The sequence below is a fragment of the Desulfovibrio sp. SGI.230 genome (assembly GCF_050313065.1).
In the GTDB taxonomy this organism is placed as follows: domain Bacteria; phylum Desulfobacterota; class Desulfovibrionia; order Desulfovibrionales; family Desulfovibrionaceae; genus Desulfovibrio.
On the sequence record NZ_JBNPKS010000017.1, the window covers coordinates 30,022 to 49,812 of the forward strand.

General features: G+C 65.9%; 12 protein-coding genes and 1 pseudogene. 11 read left to right on the top strand and 2 right to left on the bottom strand.

The window, feature by feature from the left end; translation table 11 throughout:
• Positions 1 to 55 precede the first annotated feature (55 nt).
• From ACQRAG_RS10965 to ACQRAG_RS11005, 9 genes and pseudogenes are all read left to right on the top strand, one after another.
• A pseudogene (locus ACQRAG_RS10965) lies at positions 56 to 735 on the top strand (IS1595 family transposase).
• A 22-nt stretch (positions 736 to 757) separates the two neighbouring features.
• The gene (locus ACQRAG_RS10970; RefSeq protein WP_427804110.1) at positions 758 to 1,750 is read left to right on the top strand and encodes a DUF1848 domain-containing protein; all 993 of its coding nucleotides are present in this window, start codon (positions 758 to 760) and stop codon (positions 1,748 to 1,750) included.
• 179 nt (positions 1,751 to 1,929) lie between these two features.
• Positions 1,930 to 2,562: a TetR/AcrR family transcriptional regulator gene (locus ACQRAG_RS10975; protein WP_304039935.1), complete on the top strand. Its 633-nt coding sequence runs from the start codon at positions 1,930 to 1,932 to the stop codon at positions 2,560 to 2,562.
• A gap of 345 nt (positions 2,563 to 2,907) precedes the next feature.
• Positions 2,908 to 3,462: a flavodoxin family protein gene (locus tag ACQRAG_RS10980; RefSeq protein ID WP_303955979.1), complete on the top strand. Its 555-nt coding sequence runs from the start codon at positions 2,908 to 2,910 to the stop codon at positions 3,460 to 3,462.
• 400 nt (positions 3,463 to 3,862) lie between these two features.
• A complete protein-coding gene (locus ACQRAG_RS10985; RefSeq protein ID WP_168934568.1) occupies positions 3,863 to 4,507 on the top strand; it encodes a precorrin-8X methylmutase in 645 nt (214 codons plus the stop codon).
• Positions 4,508 to 4,513: 6 nt separating this feature from the next.
• Positions 4,514 to 5,758 (top strand): cobalt-precorrin-5B (C(1))-methyltransferase CbiD, encoded by a 1,245-nt coding sequence (gene cbiD, locus ACQRAG_RS10990; protein ID WP_427804111.1) that lies wholly within the window; start codon positions 4,514 to 4,516, stop codon positions 5,756 to 5,758.
• A gap of 45 nt (positions 5,759 to 5,803) precedes the next feature.
• On the top strand, positions 5,804 to 7,834 hold the full coding sequence (cobM, locus tag ACQRAG_RS10995) for a precorrin-4 C(11)-methyltransferase (protein WP_427804112.1): 2,031 nt from the start codon (positions 5,804 to 5,806) through the stop codon (positions 7,832 to 7,834).
• On the top strand, positions 7,834 to 9,816 hold the full coding sequence (locus ACQRAG_RS11000; RefSeq protein WP_427804113.1) for a cobyrinate a,c-diamide synthase: 1,983 nt from the start codon (positions 7,834 to 7,836) through the stop codon (positions 9,814 to 9,816). Before cobM ends, ACQRAG_RS11000 begins: the two co-directional genes overlap by 1 nt.
• Positions 9,806 to 12,427, top strand: a complete 2,622-nt coding sequence (locus ACQRAG_RS11005; RefSeq protein ID WP_427805323.1) for a cobyric acid synthase — start codon at positions 9,806 to 9,808, stop codon at positions 12,425 to 12,427. The genes ACQRAG_RS11000 and ACQRAG_RS11005 overlap by 11 nt, the downstream gene beginning before the upstream one ends.
• 173 nt (positions 12,428 to 12,600) lie before the next feature.
• On the opposite strand, the gene ACQRAG_RS11010 is transcribed toward ACQRAG_RS11005, so the two are convergent.
• Positions 12,601 to 14,697: a bifunctional diguanylate cyclase/phosphodiesterase gene (locus tag ACQRAG_RS11010; RefSeq protein WP_427805324.1), complete on the bottom strand. Its 2,097-nt coding sequence runs from the start codon at positions 14,695 to 14,697 to the stop codon at positions 12,601 to 12,603.
• Positions 14,698 to 14,951: 254 nt separating this feature from the next.
• On the opposite strand from ACQRAG_RS11010, the gene ACQRAG_RS11015 reads away from it, so the two are divergent.
• Together ACQRAG_RS11015 and ACQRAG_RS11020 are read left to right on the top strand one after the other, a co-directional pair.
• The gene (locus ACQRAG_RS11015) at positions 14,952 to 15,944 is read left to right on the top strand and encodes an asparaginase (protein ID WP_297138763.1); all 993 of its coding nucleotides are present in this window, start codon (positions 14,952 to 14,954) and stop codon (positions 15,942 to 15,944) included.
• A gap of 245 nt (positions 15,945 to 16,189) precedes the next feature.
• A complete protein-coding gene (locus ACQRAG_RS11020; protein WP_427805325.1) occupies positions 16,190 to 18,208 on the top strand; it encodes an alkyl/aryl-sulfatase in 2,019 nt (672 codons plus the stop codon).
• Positions 18,209 to 18,320: 112 nt separating this feature from the next.
• Here the strand turns inward: ACQRAG_RS11020 and ACQRAG_RS11025 are convergent, their stop codons facing one another.
• On the bottom strand, positions 18,321 to 19,685 hold the full coding sequence (locus tag ACQRAG_RS11025; protein WP_427805326.1) for a 4Fe-4S dicluster domain-containing protein: 1,365 nt from the start codon (positions 19,683 to 19,685) through the stop codon (positions 18,321 to 18,323).
• Between the last annotated feature and the right edge of the window lie 106 nt (positions 19,686 to 19,791).

Here is a 19,791-nt window from a genome sequence, read left to right on the forward strand (position 1 = left end):
ATAAAAAAGGGCTCTTGACTAGCTGAGATATCCTAAAAAGGTTATCCAGGTAGTCATGGCAATGAAAAACAAGTACGCATATCGTTCAAGAATTTCCGAGGCAAAAATTCGGCAACTTGTGAAGCTTTTTTCCGTTGATTTGACAGCTTCACAGATTGCGGAATTGTCCGGTGTTAACCGAAACACCGTCAACCGGTATGTGACGGCTTTCCGAGAAAGAATTGCCCGTTATTGCGAGGCGGAGTCTCCCGTCAAAGGGGAAGTCGAGGTTGATGAAAGCTACTTCGGCGCTCGCCGGGTCAGGGGCATCAGAGGCCGTGGAGCACGCGGAAAAACCATTGTTTTCGGCCTGTTCAAACGCAATGATAACGTCTATACGGAAATCGTTCCTGATTGCTCCAGAGCCACTCTCCAGGGCATCATACGTGGACGTGTAGACCTTGAAGCGTCATTCATTCCGATGGTTGGCGAGGTTATGACGGGCTCGTCGATTTGGGATACCAAAAACACTTCCGCGTCCAGCATTCGCACAATGAATTTTCCAATAAACACTCACATATCAATGGGATAGAAAGTTTTTGGAGCTATGCAAAAACCCGGCTGGTTCGTTTTAGAGGCCTTCAAAAACAAACGTTTTATCTCCATTTGAAAGAATGTGAGTTTCGGTTTAATCATAGACAAGAGGACATTTACCTTCTGGTGCTAAAACTGCTCAGAGAAAATCCTCTCAGCTAGTCAAGAGCCATAAATTATCAATTTGAATAATATATTTCCTGATATAAGGACATACTCCCCTCTCGTCATCTCCGCCAGCCGGGCCACGGACATCCCCGCCTTCCATGGGGAGTGGTTCATGGCCCGGCTGCAGGCGGGCTTTTGCCGTCGGCGCAATCCCTTCAATAGCCGTCAGGAGAGCTTCATCTCCTTTGCCCGCACGCGTGTTTTCGTCTTCTGGAGCAAGCATCCCGCGCCCTTCCTGCCGCATCTGGCGGAGATCGCGGCCACAGGCCGGCAATTCTACTTCCAGTACACCCTCAATGCCTACGAGGCCGAGGGGCTGGAGCCCGGCCTGCCCTCCCTGTGCCGCCGTCTGGAGACGTTCAAGCGGCTGGCGGACACCATCGGCCCGCAGCGGGTCATCTGGCGTTGCGATCCCCTCATCGTGGGCGGCCGCCTGAGTACGGATGTCCTGCTGGAACGTATCGACCGGCTGGGGCGGGAGCTTTCCCCCTATACGGAAAAGCTCGTCTTCAGCTTCGTGGACATGTACCGCAAGACCGCCGCTGCCCTGCACAGGCTCGATCCGGCCTACCGCGCGCCCACGGTGGACGAGATGCGGGAGCTGGCCCGGGGCATCGCGGCCCTCAACGCCGGTTGGCCGCACCGACTGGAGCTGGCCACCTGCGCCGAAGGCATCGACCTGAGTGCCCTGGGCATCCATAAAAACAAATGTATCGACGATGTCCTCATCCGCAGCCTGTGCCCGCAGGATGCGCTGGTGCAGGCCGAGCTGGCACCCCGCCGGCAGCTTTTCCTCCTGCCCGGCATGGAGACGGCCGCCAGCGCGTCCAAGGATACGGGCCAGCGCACGGCCTGCGGCTGCATCCCCAGCAAGGACATCGGCGCCTATGACAGCTGCCCGCACTTCTGCGTCTATTGCTACGCCAACCGTTCGGAGCAGGCGGTGCGCGCCAACCTTCTGCGCTGCCGCCAGCAGCAGCCCGAAATGCGGGAATGTCTGCTGCCGTAGAGTGGTGTGCTCCGTGAGTCCGCAGGGGCATCCATCTGTCATGAACGATTTTGCGGGGTATTTATTTAGCAAAAACTACAAAAAACTCTCCCCGCACTTGCCTTGTCCGCAAAGAGCATTTGAATTTTTTTGCCCCCTGGCCTACACATCATCCCAGACAACCAAGCAAAGGAATGCCCATGCCGACGAACCGTACCTCTGATGCCGCAGCGCGCGGCAAAGGCCGCCCGCGTGCCTTCGATCGGGGCCTGGCCCTGCACCGTGCGCTGGAGGTCTTTTGGCAGCAGGGCTACGCCCCGGCCTCTGTGGCATCCCTGTGCAAGGCCATGAAGATCAATCCCCCCAGCCTCTACGCCACGTTCGGCAACAAGGCCACGCTCTTTCTGGAAGCCCTGCGCCATTACGAGCAGACCTACTGGGAGGCCCCGGCCCAACGCTTTCTGGCCGCCCCCGACATCTATACGGCGGTCGAGGATTTTTTCCAGGAAGCCGCACAGATCCTGCTTTCGCCGGAAACGCCCTGCGGCTGCATGGTGGTCCTGGCGGCCGTGAACATCGCGGCGGACGAGAAAGAGATCATCGAGACCGTCCGCCAGCTCCGCCTGGCCACCAAGCAGATGTTTGCCGAAAGGCTCCGCCGGGCCATACGCGACAAGCAAATCCCCCCGGATACCGATGTCCCGGCCCTGGCCGGTGCGCTGAACACCCTGCTCGAAGGCCTGTCCCTGCAGGCCCGGGACGGGCTCTTCCAGTCCGAGCTCAAAGCCATCGCGGCCCACGCTGTCCGCATGCTGCCGCCGCGCCTCCCATAGGCCCGCCAGACCAGCTCCTTCTTCCCACTCTCCCGCTGTCCGTCCGTCTTAGTCCTGTTGTCACTTTTCCTGCCGGCTGTCCCTAGGCAGCAGGTGCGACAAGGGTATTGACATTTTCTTAGTGATTATTACAAAAATATACATACGGACACGACAGCGATCATCCGTCCGCCGAAAGAAAACAAAGGCATGACCGTCCCTTCCTCGCCAGCGAGCCCGGACAGCGACTCCAGCCACGGCAGACGCCAAAGGCACGGTCCGGCCTGCCCCGGCAGGATACGCGCAGAGCCATGCCTACCATCAGTACAACCACAGTGCCGCCTATGCGGCACAGGAGGGAACACCATGAGCAAGAAAATCCTCATTCTCAACGGAAGTCCCCGCAGCAAGGGCAATACGGCCATGCTGTGCGATGCTTTGAGCGCCGGTGCCCGGAGCGCGGGCCATCAGGTGACCCGGTTCGACCTCCACAAGCTGGATATCCACGGCTGTCTGGGCTGTGTGAAGGGCGGTAAGGACCCCGCAAGCCCCTGCGTGCAAAAGGACGATATGGGGCTCATCTACCCCGCCTACCGGGAAGCCGATATCGTCGTGCTGGCATCGCCCATGTATTACTGGAGCTTTTCCGGCCAGCTGAAAACGGCTTTTGACCGCCTTTTTGCCGTGGCCGAATGCTTCCCCGGCTATGCCAATCCGCACAAAGAGTGCGCGCTCATCATGGCGGCCGAAGGCAATAGCGCTGACAATTGGAAACCGGTGCTGGATTACTACCACGCGCTCCTGGGCTTCCTTGGCTGGCAAGATCGCGGACAGGTCCTGGCCGGCGGTGTGTTCGAAGCCGGAGCCGTGGCCGGGCAGCCTGTTCTGGATCAGGCGTTCCGCTTTGGAGCTTCGCTGTAGATAGGAGCCAAGTACATCCGTTTTCCCCGTGACGCCGTACCCGCTGCGGCGTCACGGCCGTTTTACGACACATGCGCTATCCCGCTCCTGCCCCGGTGTGACATCCCGATCCATGCTGACCATCCGGTGCACCAATCTGGAAGCATCATCGCAGAGCTTTCCCGCCCTCTTCCATAAGAATAACGACACACTGCCGTATACCTTCTTGCCCGTCTGCCAAAGGCCGGCGCCAGTACACCTGCCTGTCCCCATCAGACAGGCCTTTCCTTCCCGAACATCTCTTGTGCGACTGGCGGCGCCGCCCCGACCCGCCACTTCCCCTCTTGCACAGCACGCCGATTTTCTGCATTCTTGTCGCGATTTTCCCGACCTTTCTGACTGCTGTTCAGCAGGATATCCCATGGAAACGATTCGCTGGAACATGAGCCCCGCAGAGATCGAGCAGGAGAGCTTCCGCCGCATCGAAGCCGAATGCGACCTGCACCGTACCCTGTCCGCCCCGCACTGGCGCGTGGCACGCCGCCTTATCCACACCACGGCGGACATGCACATCGCGGATACCCTTGTCTTCCGCCATGATCCGGTGGCCGCCGGACTGGCCGCCCTGCGCCGCAAGGCCCCCATCTTCTGTGATTCCCAGATGCTGCGCTCCGGCCTGTCCCTGCCCAAACTGCGCACGCTCCATCCGGGCTACGGGCCTGAAGACCTGCACTGCTACATCACGGATCCCGATGTGGTGGAGCGGGCCCGCGCCGAAGGCCATACCCGCGCCCTGTGCAGCGCCGAAAAAGCCCGTCCCCTGCTGGATGGCGGCATCGTGCTCATCGGCAATGCACCCTTGGCCCTGGCCCGCATCGCCCGCTATATCCTTGAAGAAGGCGTCCGCCCGGCCCTGGTGGTGGGCATGCCCGTGGGCTTCGTCAACGTAGTGGAATCCAAGGATCTCCTGGCCCGCTGCCCTGTGCCCCAGATCGTGCTGGAAGGCCGTCGCGGCGGCAGCGCCCTGGCCGTCACCACCCTGCACGCCGTCATGGAGAGCGCCTAGACCGCCATGGGCCGCAAAGACCACACGTCCCTGCGCTGGGGCTATTCCACCGGCGCCTGCGCGGCCGCGCTGGCCGTGGCCTGCTGGCAGTCCCTGCGGACGGGCACGCCACCGGCCGTGGTGCCCGTGCTGTTCGGCGACGGCAAGGAGCGCCTCCTGCCCATGCGGCCGCCCGCTCCGGGCCGCATGGCCGAGATGGTCAAGGACGGCGGCGACGACCCCGACTGCACGCATGGTGCGGTGCTCTTTGCCCGCCTTTCCGCCTGCGCGCCCGATGATGCCCGGCCGGAGGACCATCGCCTCGACGCAGGCGCAGCGGTGCTCATCTTGCGTGCCGTGGAAGGTATCGGCCGCTGCACCCGGCAGGGCCTGGACTGCCCGCCCGGCAAATGGGCCGTCACCGGCGGTCCGCGTCGCCTGCTGGCCGAGAACCTGGCCCGCGCGGGCATGACCGACGGCTGCTGGCTGCTGGAACTTGGCGTGGAGAACGGCGCTGAGCTGGCCCGCCATACCCTCAATCCCCGGCTGGGCGTGGAAGGCGGCATCTCCATCCTGGGCAGCACGGGTCTGGTGCGGCCTTACAGCCACGCCGCCTATGTGGAGACCGTGCGCCTGTGCGTACGGGCCCGGCAACGCAGCGGCGGCCGCGAGATGGTCTTCTGTACCGGCGGCCGCACCCAGGCGGGAGCCCGCCGCCAGCTGCCCCACTGGCCGGAAAGCGCTTTCGTCTGCATCGGGGATTTCATCGCCGACAGTCTGGGCATCGCCGCCCGTCACCGGATGCAGGAGGTCGTCGTGGCCTGCATGGCGGGCAAGCTCTGCAAGTATGCCGCCGGCTTCGCCAACACCCACGCCCATCAGGTAGAACAGGACATGGCCCTGCTGCGTCGTCAGGTGCAGGCCTGTCTGCCCGGAGAGACCGCCCTGCACGAGGCCCTGCGCCACAGCGCGTCCGTGCGCGAGGCCCTGCTCTCCATCCCCGAAGCCGGACGCCTGCCCGTGCTGCACGGACTGGCCCGGGCGGCCCTGGAACACTTTTCCCGCCGGGCTCCCGGCGTGCCGTCCCTGCATCTGCTGGTCTTCGACTTTGACGGCACCTTCCTGTTCAAGGAAAGCCTGCGGCACGCTCCCGGCACGGTGGCGGCCCCTCTGCCGTCCCCGGACGACGGCACGACCGACAGCCCGGAAGACACTTCTTCTGACGGACAGGCCCCGGACATCGGCCTGCGCTATTTCATCGACAGGCCCTGACCGCCCTGCGGCCGGAGCCCCTTACCTCCCCCTGTGAGTTTGCCCATGAACATGCCCTTTGTGGAAATCGTCGGCGCCGGTCCCGGTGCGGAAGACCTCATCACCGTGCGCGGCCTGCGGGCCCTGCAGCAAGCCGATCTGGTGGTCTATGCCGGTTCGCTGGTGGCTCCTGCCCTGCTGCGCCACTGCCGCCCGGACTGCCTTTGCCGGGACAGTGCCTCCATGGATCTGGCGGAACAGGTGGCCGTCATGAGCGAGGCCGCGCTGGCGGGCAAGCGCGTGGTGCGCCTGCACACCGGTGATCCCGCCCTTTACGGCGCCATCGACGAACAGATCCGGGGGCTGGCCCAACGGGGCATCACCGTGCGCATCACCCCCGGCGTGAGCAGCGTGTTCGCCGCCGCCGCGGCCCTGGGCTGCGAACTGACCGGCCCGGAAACGGCCCAGAGCGTCGTCCTGACCCGTACGCCCGGCCGCACGCCCATGCCTGCTGGCGAGCAGGCCGCCGCTTTTGCCCGCACGGGGGCCACGCTGGCCTTTTTCCTCAGTACGGGCAAAGTGGCCGATCTGATGGCGGAACTGCAGGATGCGGGCGGTCTTGCGCCGGATACGCCCGCCGCGGCCGTCTACCGCGCCTCCTGGCCTGACGAGCAGGTCGTGCGCGGCACGTTGGCCGATCTGGCCCGCAAGGTGGAAGAAGCTGGCTTCCGGCGGCAGTCCCTTATTTTGGTGGGCCGTGCCCTGGCTGCTTCCACGGCGGTCTCGCGCCTGTACGACGGCTCTTTTTCCCACGGCTACCGCAACAGCCTGCCCGACGAGGCCTTCCTCGGCACCTGCGCCCTCTATGCCGCCAGCCCGGCGGGACTGGCCCAGGCGCGTACGCTGGCCGCCGCACTGGCGCAGGGCGACGCCCCCGCTCCCGTGATCTTCGCCGCCTGCCCGGCCGATGACCAGCAGCCCGCCCCGCAGCCCGTGGCCGACATGGCCGCTGCTCTGGCTGATGCCCTGCCCCGCTTCGATGCCCACATCATCCTGGGCACGCCCCGTCAGGCCCTGCCCCTGCTGCCTGCCGCCACCGGGGACGCTGCCGTCATCTGCTGCGCCGAGAGCGGCCGCCATGCCGTCTGCCTGCTGGACGGCCCGAATCATGCCGGTGACCGTCTGACCCGGCGCGTGGCCCGCATCACCGGCGGGCTGGGCATCACCGGCCCGACTGAAGCGAAGAAAGAAAACGACACGCCTGCTGCGGTCTTCCCGGCAGCTGCCACGGCATCCGCGGCCCCCTCGTCCCCGCACGGCGAGGTGCTGGTGGTGGGCCTGGGCTCCGGCGACCCTGCCCAGCTCACGCCCGAAGTGGATGCGGCCCTGCGCCGCTGCGATACTGTGGCCGGGTACAGCAAATATGTGGATTTCATCCGCGACCGCATCCACGGCAAGCGCCTCATCGAGACCGGCATGAAGGGCGAGGTGGAACGCTGCCGCGACGCCCTGGCCGCTGCCGCTGCCGGGGCCACGGTCTGCATGGTCTGCTCCGGTGACCCGGGCATTTTGGCCATGGCCGGGCTGCTGTTCGAGCTGCGCGCCCGCGAACAGGCCTTCCGCGACCTGCCCATCCGGGTGCTGCCCGGCATCACGGCTGCCAGCACGGCCGCCGCGGCGCTGGGGGCCCCCCTGCAGAACGGTTTTTCGCTGGTCAGCCTTTCCGACCTGCTGGTGCCCGCTGACGAAGTGCGCCGCAACCTGCGGGCCGTGGCGCAGTCGGCCCTGCCCGTGACCCTGTACAATCCTGCCGGGCGCAAGCGCCGCCGGCTGCTGGCCGAGGCCCTGGACATCTTCCGCGAGGCCCGCGGCGGTGACATCCTCTGCGCCTTCGTGCGTCATGCCGGTCGCCCGGAAGAGACGCGCTGGATCGGTCGTCTGGCCGACCTGCCCGCCGATGACGTGGATATGTCCACGCTGGTGCTCATCGGCAGCGCACGCACGGTCACGGATCGGGGCGCGCTGTTCGAAGCCCGCGGCTATGCGGAAAAATATCTGGACAAGGACGCCCCCGCGTCCGCCGCGGACGGTCGCTGATGCGGGACTTCCACGCCTTTTGTCTGGCCGCTCCCCGCTCCGGCGAGGGCAAGACCGCCGTGGCCGTGGCCCTGATGCGGGCCCTTGTCCGCCGGGGCCTTGCCGTGCAGGGCTGCAAATGCGGGCCGGATTACATCGACCCCACCTTCCATGCGCTGGCTACCGGTCGCCCGGCCTGCAATCTGGATACCTGGATGATGGGCGAGGCCGGTGTGCGCGCCCAGTGGCGGGCCGCCGTGCAGGGAGCCGACGCCGCTGTCTGCGAGGGTGTCATGGGCCTGCTGGACGGCCGCTCCCCGGACGACCTTTCCGGCAGCACGCTGGATTGTGCCCGTGTGTTGCACCTGCCCGTGCTGCTGGTGGTCAACGTGCGGGGCATGGCCGCCTCGCTGACGGCGCTGGTGGAAGGTTTCCAGCAACAGGCGGCACGTCATGGCGTTCGGCTGGCGGGCGTCATCGCCAACAATGCCGGCAGCCCGCGCCATGCGGATATTCTGCGTCAGGCGCTGGAAAAGGCCGGGCTGCCGCCCCTGCTGGGCGCCCTGCCCCGCCACGAGGCCTGCCGCATCCCCGAACGGCAGCTGGGCCTGCTGCCCGCGGCTGAAAGCGACTGCGATACGGTGTGGACGGACCGTCTGGCGGAACTGGCGGAAAATCATGTGGATCTGGACCGCCTGCTGGCTCTGACGCGCCAGCCCCGGCCGCTGGAGCCGCCCCTGCCCGCCCCCGGACAGCGGCAGCGGCGGCTGGCTGTGGCCCGGGACGAGGCGTTTTGCTTTTATTACCGCGCCAATGAGGAGGCCCTGCGCGCCCGCGGCTGGGAGATCGTCCCCTTCTCGCCCCTGCGGGATACGGCCCTGCCGCCGCAGTCGGACGCCCTGTATCTGGGCGGCGGCTACCCGGAAGCCTTCGCCGCCCAACTGTCCGCCAATACGGCCATGCGTAGCGCCATCAGGGACTTCGCCGCCGCGGGCGGCGAGATCTACGCCGAGTGCGGCGGCTACATGTATCTGTGTGCCGGACTGGAAGCCGCCGCCGAGGGGCACGGTCTGGATGGAGAGCGCCGCGTCTGGCCCATGTGCGGCGTGCTGGAGGCCACGGCCCGCATGGGCCAGGGCCTGCGCTCGCTGGGTTACCGCGATGTCCGCTTCACGGGGGGCGCGCCCCTGGGCCTGCCTCTGGAGACCTGCCGGGGCCACGAGTTCCACTGGTCGCACATCGAGCTGCACCGGCCTTATGCGCCCCTCTATGACGTCACGGACCGTACGGGTACCCGCCCCGAAGGCGTGCATCACGGCAATGTGTGGGCGGGCTATGTGCATCTTTACTGGGGCGGTCTGGCCGATGCCGCCGCTGGCGGGAATATGGACATGGAGACGGCCCCTGCCGCTCCTGCCCCCCACAGTCCTGGCGGGCAGGTGATCCTGCTCAACGGCCCCTCCAGTGCGGGCAAGAGCACCCTGGCCCGCGCCCTGCAGGAAAAGCTGCTGGCCGACCACGGCCGCCACAGCATCATCCTGTCCATGGACGATCTGCTGCGGGCCTGTCCCGGCCGTCCGGGGGCCCTGCTGCAGGGCATGGCCGCCACGGGCCTGCCCCTGACCGCCATCCTGCACGCGGCCACGGCCGAAGCCGCGCACGCCGGGGCATGGGTCATCGTGGATCATGTGCTGGGTGAGCGCCCGGACTGGATAGCCGACCTGTGGCGGCGCCTGCGGGGTATCCCCGTCCTGCCCGTGCAGGTCTGCTGCGAACTGGGCGAACTGGAACGCCGGGAAAAGGGCCGTACCGACCGCACGCCGGATTGGCCCCATGCCGCCCGGCAGGCGCGGGACATCCACGCGCCCCTGCCCGGCGAGCTGCGTATCGATACCAGTTGCACCAGTCCCGAGCACTGCGCGGCCCGCATCCTTTCCGCCCTTGCCCTTCACGGCAAGGCCATGCCGTCACCGACCCTTGAGGAGGACTCCCATGAAGCCTGAGGCACACGGCGGCGACCGGCTGCGCATGGCTGCACTAGCCGGGCGCGCCCCTGACAGCCTGCTGGATTTCAGCGTCAACGTCCGTCCCGAAGGCGCGCCGGAATTCCTGCGTCTGGCGCTTTGTCGCGCCCTGGACCATATCTCGGCCTATCCTTCCCCCCATGCGGAAGAGGCCATGAAGGCCGCCGCCCGCGTCTACGGCCTGCCTGCGGACTGCTTCGTGTTCGGTAACGGCACCAACGAGCTCATCCACCTGCTGGCCCGTGTCCTCAAGGAAGACGGCACTCCCTGCGCGGCCGTGATCGAACCGGCCTTCAGCGAATACGCCCTAGCCTGCGGACTGGCCGGGCTGAAGGTACGCCATCCGGACTGCGGCGTGCGCCGCGACGGGGACAGCGACGAGGACATGCTCCGGCAGCTGCTCTCCCTGCTGGCGGACGTCCCGGCCCGGGCAGCCGTCTGGCTGGCCAATCCGGGCAACCCTTCCGGATCTTTCCTGCCGCCCACTTCCTGCCGCCGTCTGCTGGAGGCCCGCCCCGACCTGCTCTGGATCATCGACGAAGCCTTTGCCGCCTATGCGGGCCCCGACGACGTCTCTTCCCTCATCACGCAGCTGCCGGACAATGCCGTGCTGCTGCGCTCCCTGACCAAGTTCCATGCCGTGCCCGGCGTGCGCCTGGGCTATATGGTCACACGGGCGGAACGGGCACGGCGATGGCGCAGACAGCTGCCCGCCTGGAGCGTCAATGCCTTTGCCCTGGCCGCCGCACAGGCCGTACTGGCGGATACGTCGGACTTTGCCGACCGGACACGGGACGAGAACCGCCGCCGCCGCGAACATCTGTGCGCCTGCCTGCGCGACGTACCCGGCATCACGGTCTTCCCCTCGCTGGCCAACTATGTGCTGTTCCGCTGTGAACAGGCCCCGGCGGACCTGTATGCCCGCCTGCTGCGGGAATACGGCATCGCCGTGCGCGACTGCTCCAATTATCGCGGCATGGAAGACGGCAGCTGGTTCCGTGCCGCCGTGCGGCTGGAAGAAGACCATCAGCGGCTGGCCGACGCCCTGCGCGGCATCCTGCACCCGTCCGTGCCCGTGCCGCCGCGCCCGCGCTCCCGGCGTCCCGCCCTCATGCTGCAGGGCACGTCCTCCGATGCGGGCAAAAGCATCCTGGCCGCCGCCTTCTGCCGCATCCTGCGTCAGGACGGCTATGACGTGGCTCCGTTCAAGGCCCAGAACATGTCCCTCAACTCCGGGGTGACCGCCCTTGGCGAAGAGATGGGGCGCGCCCAGATCGTCCAGGCCCAGGCGGCCCGCATCGATCCCGAGGCCCTCATGAATCCCGTGCTGCTCAAACCGCATTCGGAGACCGGGTCACAGGTCATCGTCCTGGGCAAACCCGTGGGGCACATGCAGGCCCGCGAATATTTCCGCTACAAGGCCGGGCTCTGGCAGACCGTGCGCGACGCCTACGACACGCTGGCCGACCGGCACGAGGTCATGGTCCTGGAAGGGGCAGGCAGCCCAGGCGAGGTGAACCTCAAGCAGCACGACATCGTCAACATGCGCATGGCCGCCCACGCGCAGGCCTCGGTGCTGCTGGTGGGCGACATCGACCGCGGCGGGGTCTATGCCTCGCTGCTGGGCACCTGGATGACCCTGGAACAGCAGGAGCGCTCCCTGCTGGCGGGCTGGCTCGTCAACAAGTTCCGGGGCGACGCTTCCTTTCTGGAACCGGCCCATGCCTATGTGCGGCAGGCCACCGGCATCCCGGTGCTGGGCGTCATCCCCTGGCTGCGCGACATCAATATCCCGGATGAAGACATGGCGGGCTTCCCCTGGTCGCAGGCGGCGGACATCACACCGCCCCCGCCCGGCATCCTCGACATCGCCGTGGTCATGCCCCGGCATGTGTCCAACTTCACCGATATGACGCCTCTGGCCGCCGAACCGGACGTGCGCCTGCGGGCCGTGCGCCGGGCCGAAGACTGGGGGCAGCCTCATGTGGTCATCCTGCCCGGTACCAAGAGCGTAGCCGCCGACCTGGCCGTGCTGCGGGCCGACGGTCTGGCCGAGCTCATCTGCCGCCATGCCGCCCGGGACGGCTGGCTGCTGGGCATCTGCGGCGGGCTCCAGATGCTGGGGCGCGCCATCCTCGATCCGCTGGGGCTGGAATCCGCCGCGCCTTCCGTGCCCGGCCTCGGGCTCATGGATCTGGAATCCACCTTTGCTGCGGACAAGACGCTGGCCAGCGTGCGCCGGGCCGCCACGCCGCTGCCGGTCATGACCGGCGGTTACGAGATCCATCACGGCCATACCAGCCACGGTCCGTCGGCCCTGCCCCTTTTCGTGCGCGAGGGCCAAGGCGCTCCGGAAGAACGCATCTGCGGCTATGTGAGCGGCCGTCGCTGGGCCACTTATCTGCACGGTCTGTTCGATGACGACGCCTTCCGCCGTGCCTGGCTCGACCATGTGCGGCAGGACGTGGGCCTGGAGCCGCAGGGCCGCCAGCTGGTGCGCTGCGACCTGGAAGCCTCGCTGGACCGCCTGGCCGACGTGGTGCGCCAGAATGTGGACATGAAGGCCATTTACAAGCGTCTGGGGCTGTGAGGAACCACCGCCCAGCCGTAATACGGGACGACGGCCCGGCAGATGCAGCTGCCGTCATCCCCGCAACAGCGCCCCCGCCGCGAGGATGTTTTGCCGTTGCGCGCCCCGGGCGTTCAACTGGCTGAAGACCATAAAAAAGCCGCCCTTTGCGGGCGGCTTTTTTGCGCTCCCTGTCAGGACAGCAGGGCGGCGAACTGTTCCACCGGGAGCGGCCGGCTGAGCAGATAGCCCTGGGCCCTGGGACAGCCCAGTTTGCGCAGGACAGCCAGCTGTTCCTCGGTCTCCACGCCCTCGGCAACGGTACGGATGCCCATATCCTCCGCAGCCTCGATGACCAGACGCAGCAGGCGCTGGCGTTTGTCGCTGCCGCACAGGTCATCCATCAGGCTCTTGTCCAGCTTGAGCTCATCGAAGCCCAGACGCGCCAGGGTCATGAGATTGGCATAGGCCACACCAAAATCGTCGATGGCCACCCGGAAGCCTTTGGCCCGGATGCTGTCCACGACCTTCTGGAACGTACGGTAATCCTCCGTACTGGCCGTTTCCGTGATCTCCACCTGCAACAGTTCGGCGGGGATGTCGAACTTTTGCCTGATCTCCTCCAGCCTGTCGGCCACTTCAGGAAAGGCCAGCGTCGTACGGGAAAAATTCACGGCCATGGGCACCAGCGGCCGCCCCTCGTCCCGCCAGCGTTTCAGGCAGGCGCAGACCTTGCCGAACACATGCAGGTCCACCTGCAGCATGGCGTACAGGGATTCCAGCAGGGGGATGAATTGCGTGGGCGGGATGACCTTGCCCTCGCTTATCAGGCGCAGCAGGATCTCGCCGCCGACCACCGCACCATCCGCCACCCGGAACTGGGGCTGGCAATACAGGGTAAAGCTGTCCGAGGCCAGCAGCTCTTCCAGACGGCCGGGCCGGGCCAGGTCGAGGACGTCGTCCAGCCCGCTCCGGTAACGACCGCTCTGGGGCGACGAACGGTAAAAATCCCGCTTGGCGGCAAACATCCGGGCATCGGCGGCGATCAGGCCTTCGCCTATATCGTCTTCGCGGCGCACCCAGGCGCAGCCTACAGAGGCGGTAAAGCCCAGCGTCCCGGCAAACAGGGAACGCACCCGCTCCACATCCCTGCGGAACTCCCATTCGTCCCCTCCCTGCCACAGCAGGACAAATTCGTCACCGCCCATGCGGTATACGGCCGTATCCGGCAGGAGCTCATGGACCGAACGGCTCACCGCCGCCAGGACGGCGTCCCCGCCGCTGTAGCCGTCGCCGTCATTGATGTCCTTGAGGCCGTTGATGTCCAAGAAGATGACGCCGATGTCGGCATCCCGCTTCTGCACGTCGCGCTGGAAAGCATTGCGGTTGAACACCCCGGTCAGCTGGTCGTGGTAGCTGAGGAAATGCAGCTCGTTCAGCGAATCCCGCCGCCACAGGGAGGAGCTGAGGAAAAACTTCATGGACGACAGCAGCACCCGGGAAGAATCGATACGCTCGGGATCCAGGTTGTCCACGCCCACGAAACCGCGCAGGCTCTTGCCGTTCCAGAGCGGGAACACCAGCAGGGAGTGGATGTCCTGGCGTTTGAGCACGGCGTATTCTTCCGGGCTGCTCACACGCAGGCTTTCCAGATCCGTGATCAGGATGGGCTGGTGGGCGTAGAAGTTGGGCATCCAGCGGGCAATGCCCCCCACAGGGACATTGGCCAGGAATTCCTTTTGCGGCACGACGCCCTCACGACACCATTCAAAGGTATTGCGGACGACATCGTCAGAGACCTCAAAGATATAGGCCCTGTCCGCCTGCAAATATTCGCCGATGGCGGCCAGCACGTCGTCGATCAGGAAAGGCAGGTCGGCATCCTGCCGGTACAGCTTGCGGGCGCAGTGGTTGATGAAGTTCTGCAGGGAAAGATTCTTGTCCAGCTGTTCCTGCAGGAGCACATGCTCCGTGATGTCCGAGGCGATCTCCGTTCTGACCTGCCTGCCGTTGAACTCGCAAATGCTGTCGCTCAGCAAAAAATGGCGTCCGACAAGCTGGTTGTAGAACTTCCATACATAGCAGCCGTCCTGGGAAAGCTTGCCGTTGGTACAAAAAGGACAGGGATACCGCCGTCCCTGCAGGATCTCGTAACATTTGCCATGCAATCTCTGGGGGATATGGAATTCTTCTGCCAGGGCCCTGTTGTAGTAGAACAGCTCGTAGGTCTCCATGTCGGCGATGTAGACCAGCTCCTGCAGGTTATCCAGGATCTTTTCATGCATGTTCATGATGCTACCCGAAAGAAGGACTGAAAAAATGCGGAATCGGCGGTGAAACCATGTAAATGAGTTCCAATAGCACGGGACAGATGCAGCGTAAAGGAAGGAAACACCCCAAAAGCCGCTACCGGACAAAAATATCCTTTCCCCGCCATATCCTTGAGCAATCTTCGCAAGTCGGGTACAAGTCTCCCGTTGCCGCCGTCCGGGGCGGCACGCCGGCTGTTTTTCCCTTTTTTTATGCAAGACATACGGAACCACCCATGTCAAAAGTCGTCATCATCACTACCGGCGGCACCATCGCCATGCAGCATGACAGCGTGACCGGTGCGGCCGTGCCCGCTGTCAGCGGTGCGGACCTTGTCCGGGCCATCCCCGGCCTGGGCAGCGTCTGCGATCTGGAAGTACGCGAGTTCGACAACCTGCCGAGCCCGGCCATCACCCCTGACCACATGTTCCGCCTGGCGGCCATGGTCCGGCAGTATCTGGCCATGGACGACGTCAGCGGCGGCGTCATCACCCACGGCACGGACAGTCTGGAAGAAAGCGCCTATTTCCTCGATCTTTCCCTGGAAGGCCACAAGCCTGTCTGTTTCACGGCAGCCATGCGCTCCGGTGACGAGCTCAGCCCCGACGGGCCGCGCAACATTCTGGCGGCCGTGCGCGTGGCGGCCTCACGCTCGGCCCGCAACATGGGCAGCCTTGTGGTCATGAACGAGCAGATCCACGCCGCCCGCGAAGTCACCAAGACCCACGCCGCCAACGTGGCCACCTTCCAGTCCCCCTGGTGGGGCCCCCTGGGTGTGGTGGACGGCGACAGGGTCATCTTCCGCAGGGCCCAGCTGGGCCGCCAGACCTTTTTGCCCCACAGCCTGTGCAAGAAGGTCGACCTCATCAAGCTGGTCACCGGTTCCGATGCCGCCTATCTGGACTTTGCCGTCTCGCGCGGTGTGGACGGCATCGTGGTGGAAAGCTTCGGCCGCGGCAACGTGCCGCCCTATGTGATCCCCGGTATCGCGCGCGCCCTGGAAAAAGGGATCATCGTGGTCAACGCCACCCGTACGGGCGGCCGCGTGCTGGACGAATACGGCTACGAGGGCGGCATGCTGCAACAGCACAAGATGGGCGTCATCATGGCCGGAGAACTGAGCGCCGCCAAGGCCCGCCTCAAGCTCATGCTCATCCTCAGCCAGTACGGCCCCGACGGTCGTCCCGATCCCGCGGAAGTGGCCCGCTACTTCGAGCACAGCATGTGATCCTGCGGCGGGTGGCCCCGCCCCCAAAGCATGCCCAAAGGCCGGAGCCTCTCCGGCCTTTTTTTATCCGTTCCCGGCCTGTCCCGGCCGCATGCCCTGGCCCGGAATCCGCTTGCCTTCGACCGGGACGGACGCGATACTGGCAAAAGATCCGGCAGCGGGACCCGTCCCGTTCCGGGATCTCTCCAAAGGTCCGCCTTCCTGTGGCCGGCCTTTTCCCGAGCATACCCCGATGGAGGGAACCCATGCGTACCTTGCTGACTTCGGCCCTGTGCGCCGCCCTGCTGTCCTGCGGCCCCGGCGTTGCCTGGGCGGCTCCTGCCCCAGATGCCGCGGACATGAGCAAACCGGCCACGGAGCACACACGCGCCGCCCACGCGGCCATGAGCAAAGAAGTGGACTTTGCCGACCGGCAGGATTTTCAGGATGCCCAGCGCGGCTTTCTGGCTCCCCTGCCGGATAGGGGCCGCATCCTCGACGCCAACGGCCGCGAGACCTGGAACCTGGCCCCCTATGATTTTCTGGCCCCGGCCATGAGCCGCGACTTTCCGCCGTCGGTCATCATGCCCACCCAGGCGCCGGATACGGTCAATCCTTCCCTGTGGCGGCAAAGCCAGCTGGTGCTGCGCGACGGCCTCTACAAGGTCGTGGACCGCCTCTACCAGATCCGCAATGCCGACCTTTCCAACATGACCATCATCGAGGGCGACAGCGGCATCATCGTGGTCGATCCGCTTATCTCCGCCGAGAACGCCGCGGCGGCCCTCAAGCTCTATTACGCCCACCGGCCGCACAAGCCGGTGGTGGCCGTCATCTATTCCCACAGCCATGTGGACCATTACGGCGGCGTGCACGGCGTGGTAGATGAAAAGGACGTGGCCGCCGGCAAGGTGCGGATCATCGCGCCCGGGGGCTTCATGGAAGCGGCCGTGGCCGAGAACGTGCTGGCCGGCAATGCCATGAGCCGCCGGGCCCAGTACATGTACGGCTCCCTGCTGCCGCCCTCGCCGCGCGGGCATGTGGGCGCCGGGCTGGGGCTGGCCACCTCCCGCGGCACGTCGGGCCTGCTGGAGCCCACCCACCTCATCGAAAAGGATGGCGAGACCCTGCAGCTGGACGGCCTGACCTTCATCTTCCAGTTGGCACCCAACACCGAGGCCCCGGCGGAGATGCACTGGTACATCCCTAAGCTCAAGGCCCTGACCGCCGCCGAGAACTGCACCCACACCATGCACAACCTCTACACCCTGCGCGGGGCCAAGGCGCGCGATCCCCTGTGCTGGAGCCGTGCTCTGGACGAGAGCCTGCAGCGCTGGGGCGGCGAGGCGGAGGTCCTGTACGGCATGCACCACTGGCCCGTCTGGGGAGCGGAACGGGTGCGTACCGAGCTGGGCCTGATGCGGGACCTGTACCGCTACATCAATGACCAGACCCTGCATCTGGCCAATAAAGGCCAGACCATGCTGGAGATCGCGGAGACCCTGCGTCTGCCTCCCGAACTGCAGCGGGTCTTCAGCCTGCTCGGCTATTACGGCAGCCTCAACCACAATGCCAAGGCCGTGTACAACTATTATCTGGGCTGGTTCGACGGCAATCCCGCGCACCTGCACATGCTGGCCCCGGTGGAGGCCGCCCGCAAATATGTGGAATACATGGGCGGTGCCGATGCCGTCCTGAAGCGGGCCCGCAAGGACTTTGAGGCCGGTCAGTACCGCTGGGTGGCCCAGGTGCTCGACCACGTGATCTTTGCCGAGCCGGACAACAAGGCCGCCCGCGAGCTGGCCGCCGATGCCCTGGAACAGCTGGGCTATCAGGCCGAGAGCGCCCCCTGGCGCAACTTTTACCTGAGCGGCGCCCGCGACCTGCGGGGCCTGCCGCCCGCCGTGTCCGCCAATGCCGCCAGCCCCGTCAACACGCAGGCCAGGGCCATGCCCGCGGCCCTGTACTTCGACTATCTGGGCGTGCGTCTGGATGGAATCCGGGCCCAGGGCAAGACGCTGGATCTGCTCATCCGCCTGACAGACACGCAGGAAGGCTGGGAACTGCATCTGGCCAACAGCGTGCTCACGGCGCACAGGGCGGATCGTGACCGTCGTGCCCCCCTACTCACCTGCACCCGCCTTCAGATGATGGCCCTGTTCGAAGGCCGCCTGACGCCTGAACAGGCCGTGCAGCAGGGCCTGCTCCAGAACGCCGCACCGGTGAAGGAACTGCTCTCCCTGCTGGACAGCTTCCGTCCCGATTTTCAGCTGGTGCTGCCGTAAACCATCCCTGCTGACGCAAAACGGGAGGACGGCCACAGCGGTCGTCCTCCTTTTTTTCTGCGCGTGGAACGGCCACAGGGAACGTCACGGGAGCTGCCGGGCCCTCAGGGCATCAGACACGTCCCATGAAGAGAAAGAGCGTATGCAGGACGCTCAGCGAACAGAGCAGCGCCTGCTCCACCCACGCCCCGACCTGTCCGCAGCAACGGATCTCCAGGGCTCTATGACGGCAGACGGACATGCAGTCCCGGCACAGGGTGCAGCGCCAATCCGGGCCGGTGACCCTGCCGTCCCCGTCCAGCCGCAGGGCGCCGTATCGGCAGACCCGCGCACAGGCCCCGCATCCCGTGCAGTGCCCGTTCCGGCGCAGACGCCACGGGGAGAGACGCGCCAGCAGGTTGGCCGTCATCCCCAGCGGACAGATGCCGCAACAATACACCGGGATGCCCAGCTTCCGGCTCAGCCAGAGGGCACAGGGCAACAGGGCCAGCCCCAGCGCCAGCGCAAGGACCAGGGCCCAGGGCCACGGCAGCCCGGCAAGGCGCAACCCCAAAGGCAGGAGCAGGCTCACGGCCAGCAGGCCCCAGCGCATCTTGCGCCAGAGCGCGGGCACGCCCCGGCCGCTGCGGGGCCCGGCATCCGCCGCCCGGGCATCCCAGACGCCCAGATAGCACAGATGACTGCACCAGGCACTGCCCGCCAGCAGCAGCGAGACCGCGAACAGCCCGGGCATGAAGAGCGAGCCCTCGCCCCGGTACAGCGGGCCGGACAGGATGAGTCCCGGCACGGGCAGGTGCGGCACGCCCTGCAAAAGGAACAGGCTGTGCAGGAAAAGCCCCGCCAGCAGCTGCCCGAAAAACACGCAGGAAAACAGCAGCCAGATGCGCCGCCGCCATACGGGGGCCCGACGCCTGTCCGCAAGCCAGCCATAGACGAGGCCCGCCCACAGACCGGCCAGCAGGGCCTGCACCGCTCCCCAGCCCGGTACGAGCCGGTGCAGCAGCAAAAGATCAGGCCGCAGCCCGTCCAGCAGCAACAGCAGGGCCGAGACCAGCAAACAGGCGAGCGCCTGGGCACGGGGACCGGAGACCTCGCCCCGGCGGCAGGCGCGACTGCGCAGGGCTGCGGCCGCCAGCAGGGTAAGCGCGGCCACCGCACCCAGTATGCAGACCATCCTCAGCCAGTCCTGGCCCAGTTGCAGACGCCAGCGGGCCAGGGCCAGCGTCGTCATGCCCCACTCCGCGGCCAGCCCCAGCAAAAAGACCGCAGCACTGCGCCGCAGCCAGGCCACCGGCCGCCAGAGCAGCCCGGCCCAGACCAGACAAACACAAGCAAGGCCATGCTGCCCGCTGCGAAAAAAATGGGCTGCCCCCAGCACAAAGGCCAGCGCGGCCCCCGCCAGAGCCGCGCGGCCCTTCCATCTCCCCGGCTGGGGACACGCCCGGGGCGCGGCCTCCATCTGCATGCTGCCGTCCATCCTGCCCTCCTGCCTGTTTGGCCGCCTTCCACGAGGACGGCCTGCCTGTTGTCCCCCGCTGTCACGTCCTCAATGGTCGCATCAGCGTGAGCAGGCCAATCTTGCC

Excerpts from the sequence above, each read along its gene's own strand:
- ACQRAG_RS11020 (WP_427805325.1), top strand. The coding sequence starts at position 16,190 with ATGCGTACCTTGCTGACTTCGGCCCTGTGCGCCGCCCTGCTGTCCTGC.
- ACQRAG_RS11015 (WP_297138763.1), top strand. The coding sequence starts at position 14,952 with ATGTCAAAAGTCGTCATCATCACTACCGGCGGCACCATCGCCATGCAG.
- cobM (WP_427804112.1), top strand. The coding sequence starts at position 5,804 with ATGAACATGCCCTTTGTGGAAATCGTCGGCGCCGGTCCCGGTGCGGAA.
- ACQRAG_RS11010 (WP_427805324.1), bottom strand. The coding sequence starts at position 14,697 with ATGAACATGCATGAAAAGATCCTGGATAACCTGCAGGAGCTGGTCTAC.
- ACQRAG_RS10980 (WP_303955979.1), top strand. The coding sequence starts at position 2,908 with ATGAGCAAGAAAATCCTCATTCTCAACGGAAGTCCCCGCAGCAAGGGC.
- ACQRAG_RS10975 (WP_304039935.1), top strand. The coding sequence starts at position 1,930 with ATGCCGACGAACCGTACCTCTGATGCCGCAGCGCGCGGCAAAGGCCGC.
- ACQRAG_RS11000 (WP_427804113.1), top strand. The coding sequence starts at position 7,834 with ATGCGGGACTTCCACGCCTTTTGTCTGGCCGCTCCCCGCTCCGGCGAG.
- cbiD (WP_427804111.1), top strand. The coding sequence starts at position 4,514 with ATGGGCCGCAAAGACCACACGTCCCTGCGCTGGGGCTATTCCACCGGC.
- ACQRAG_RS10985 (WP_168934568.1), top strand. The coding sequence starts at position 3,863 with ATGGAAACGATTCGCTGGAACATGAGCCCCGCAGAGATCGAGCAGGAG.
- ACQRAG_RS11005 (WP_427805323.1), top strand. The coding sequence starts at position 9,806 with ATGAAGCCTGAGGCACACGGCGGCGACCGGCTGCGCATGGCTGCACTA.
- ACQRAG_RS11025 (WP_427805326.1), bottom strand. The coding sequence starts at position 19,685 with ATGGACGGCAGCATGCAGATGGAGGCCGCGCCCCGGGCGTGTCCCCAG.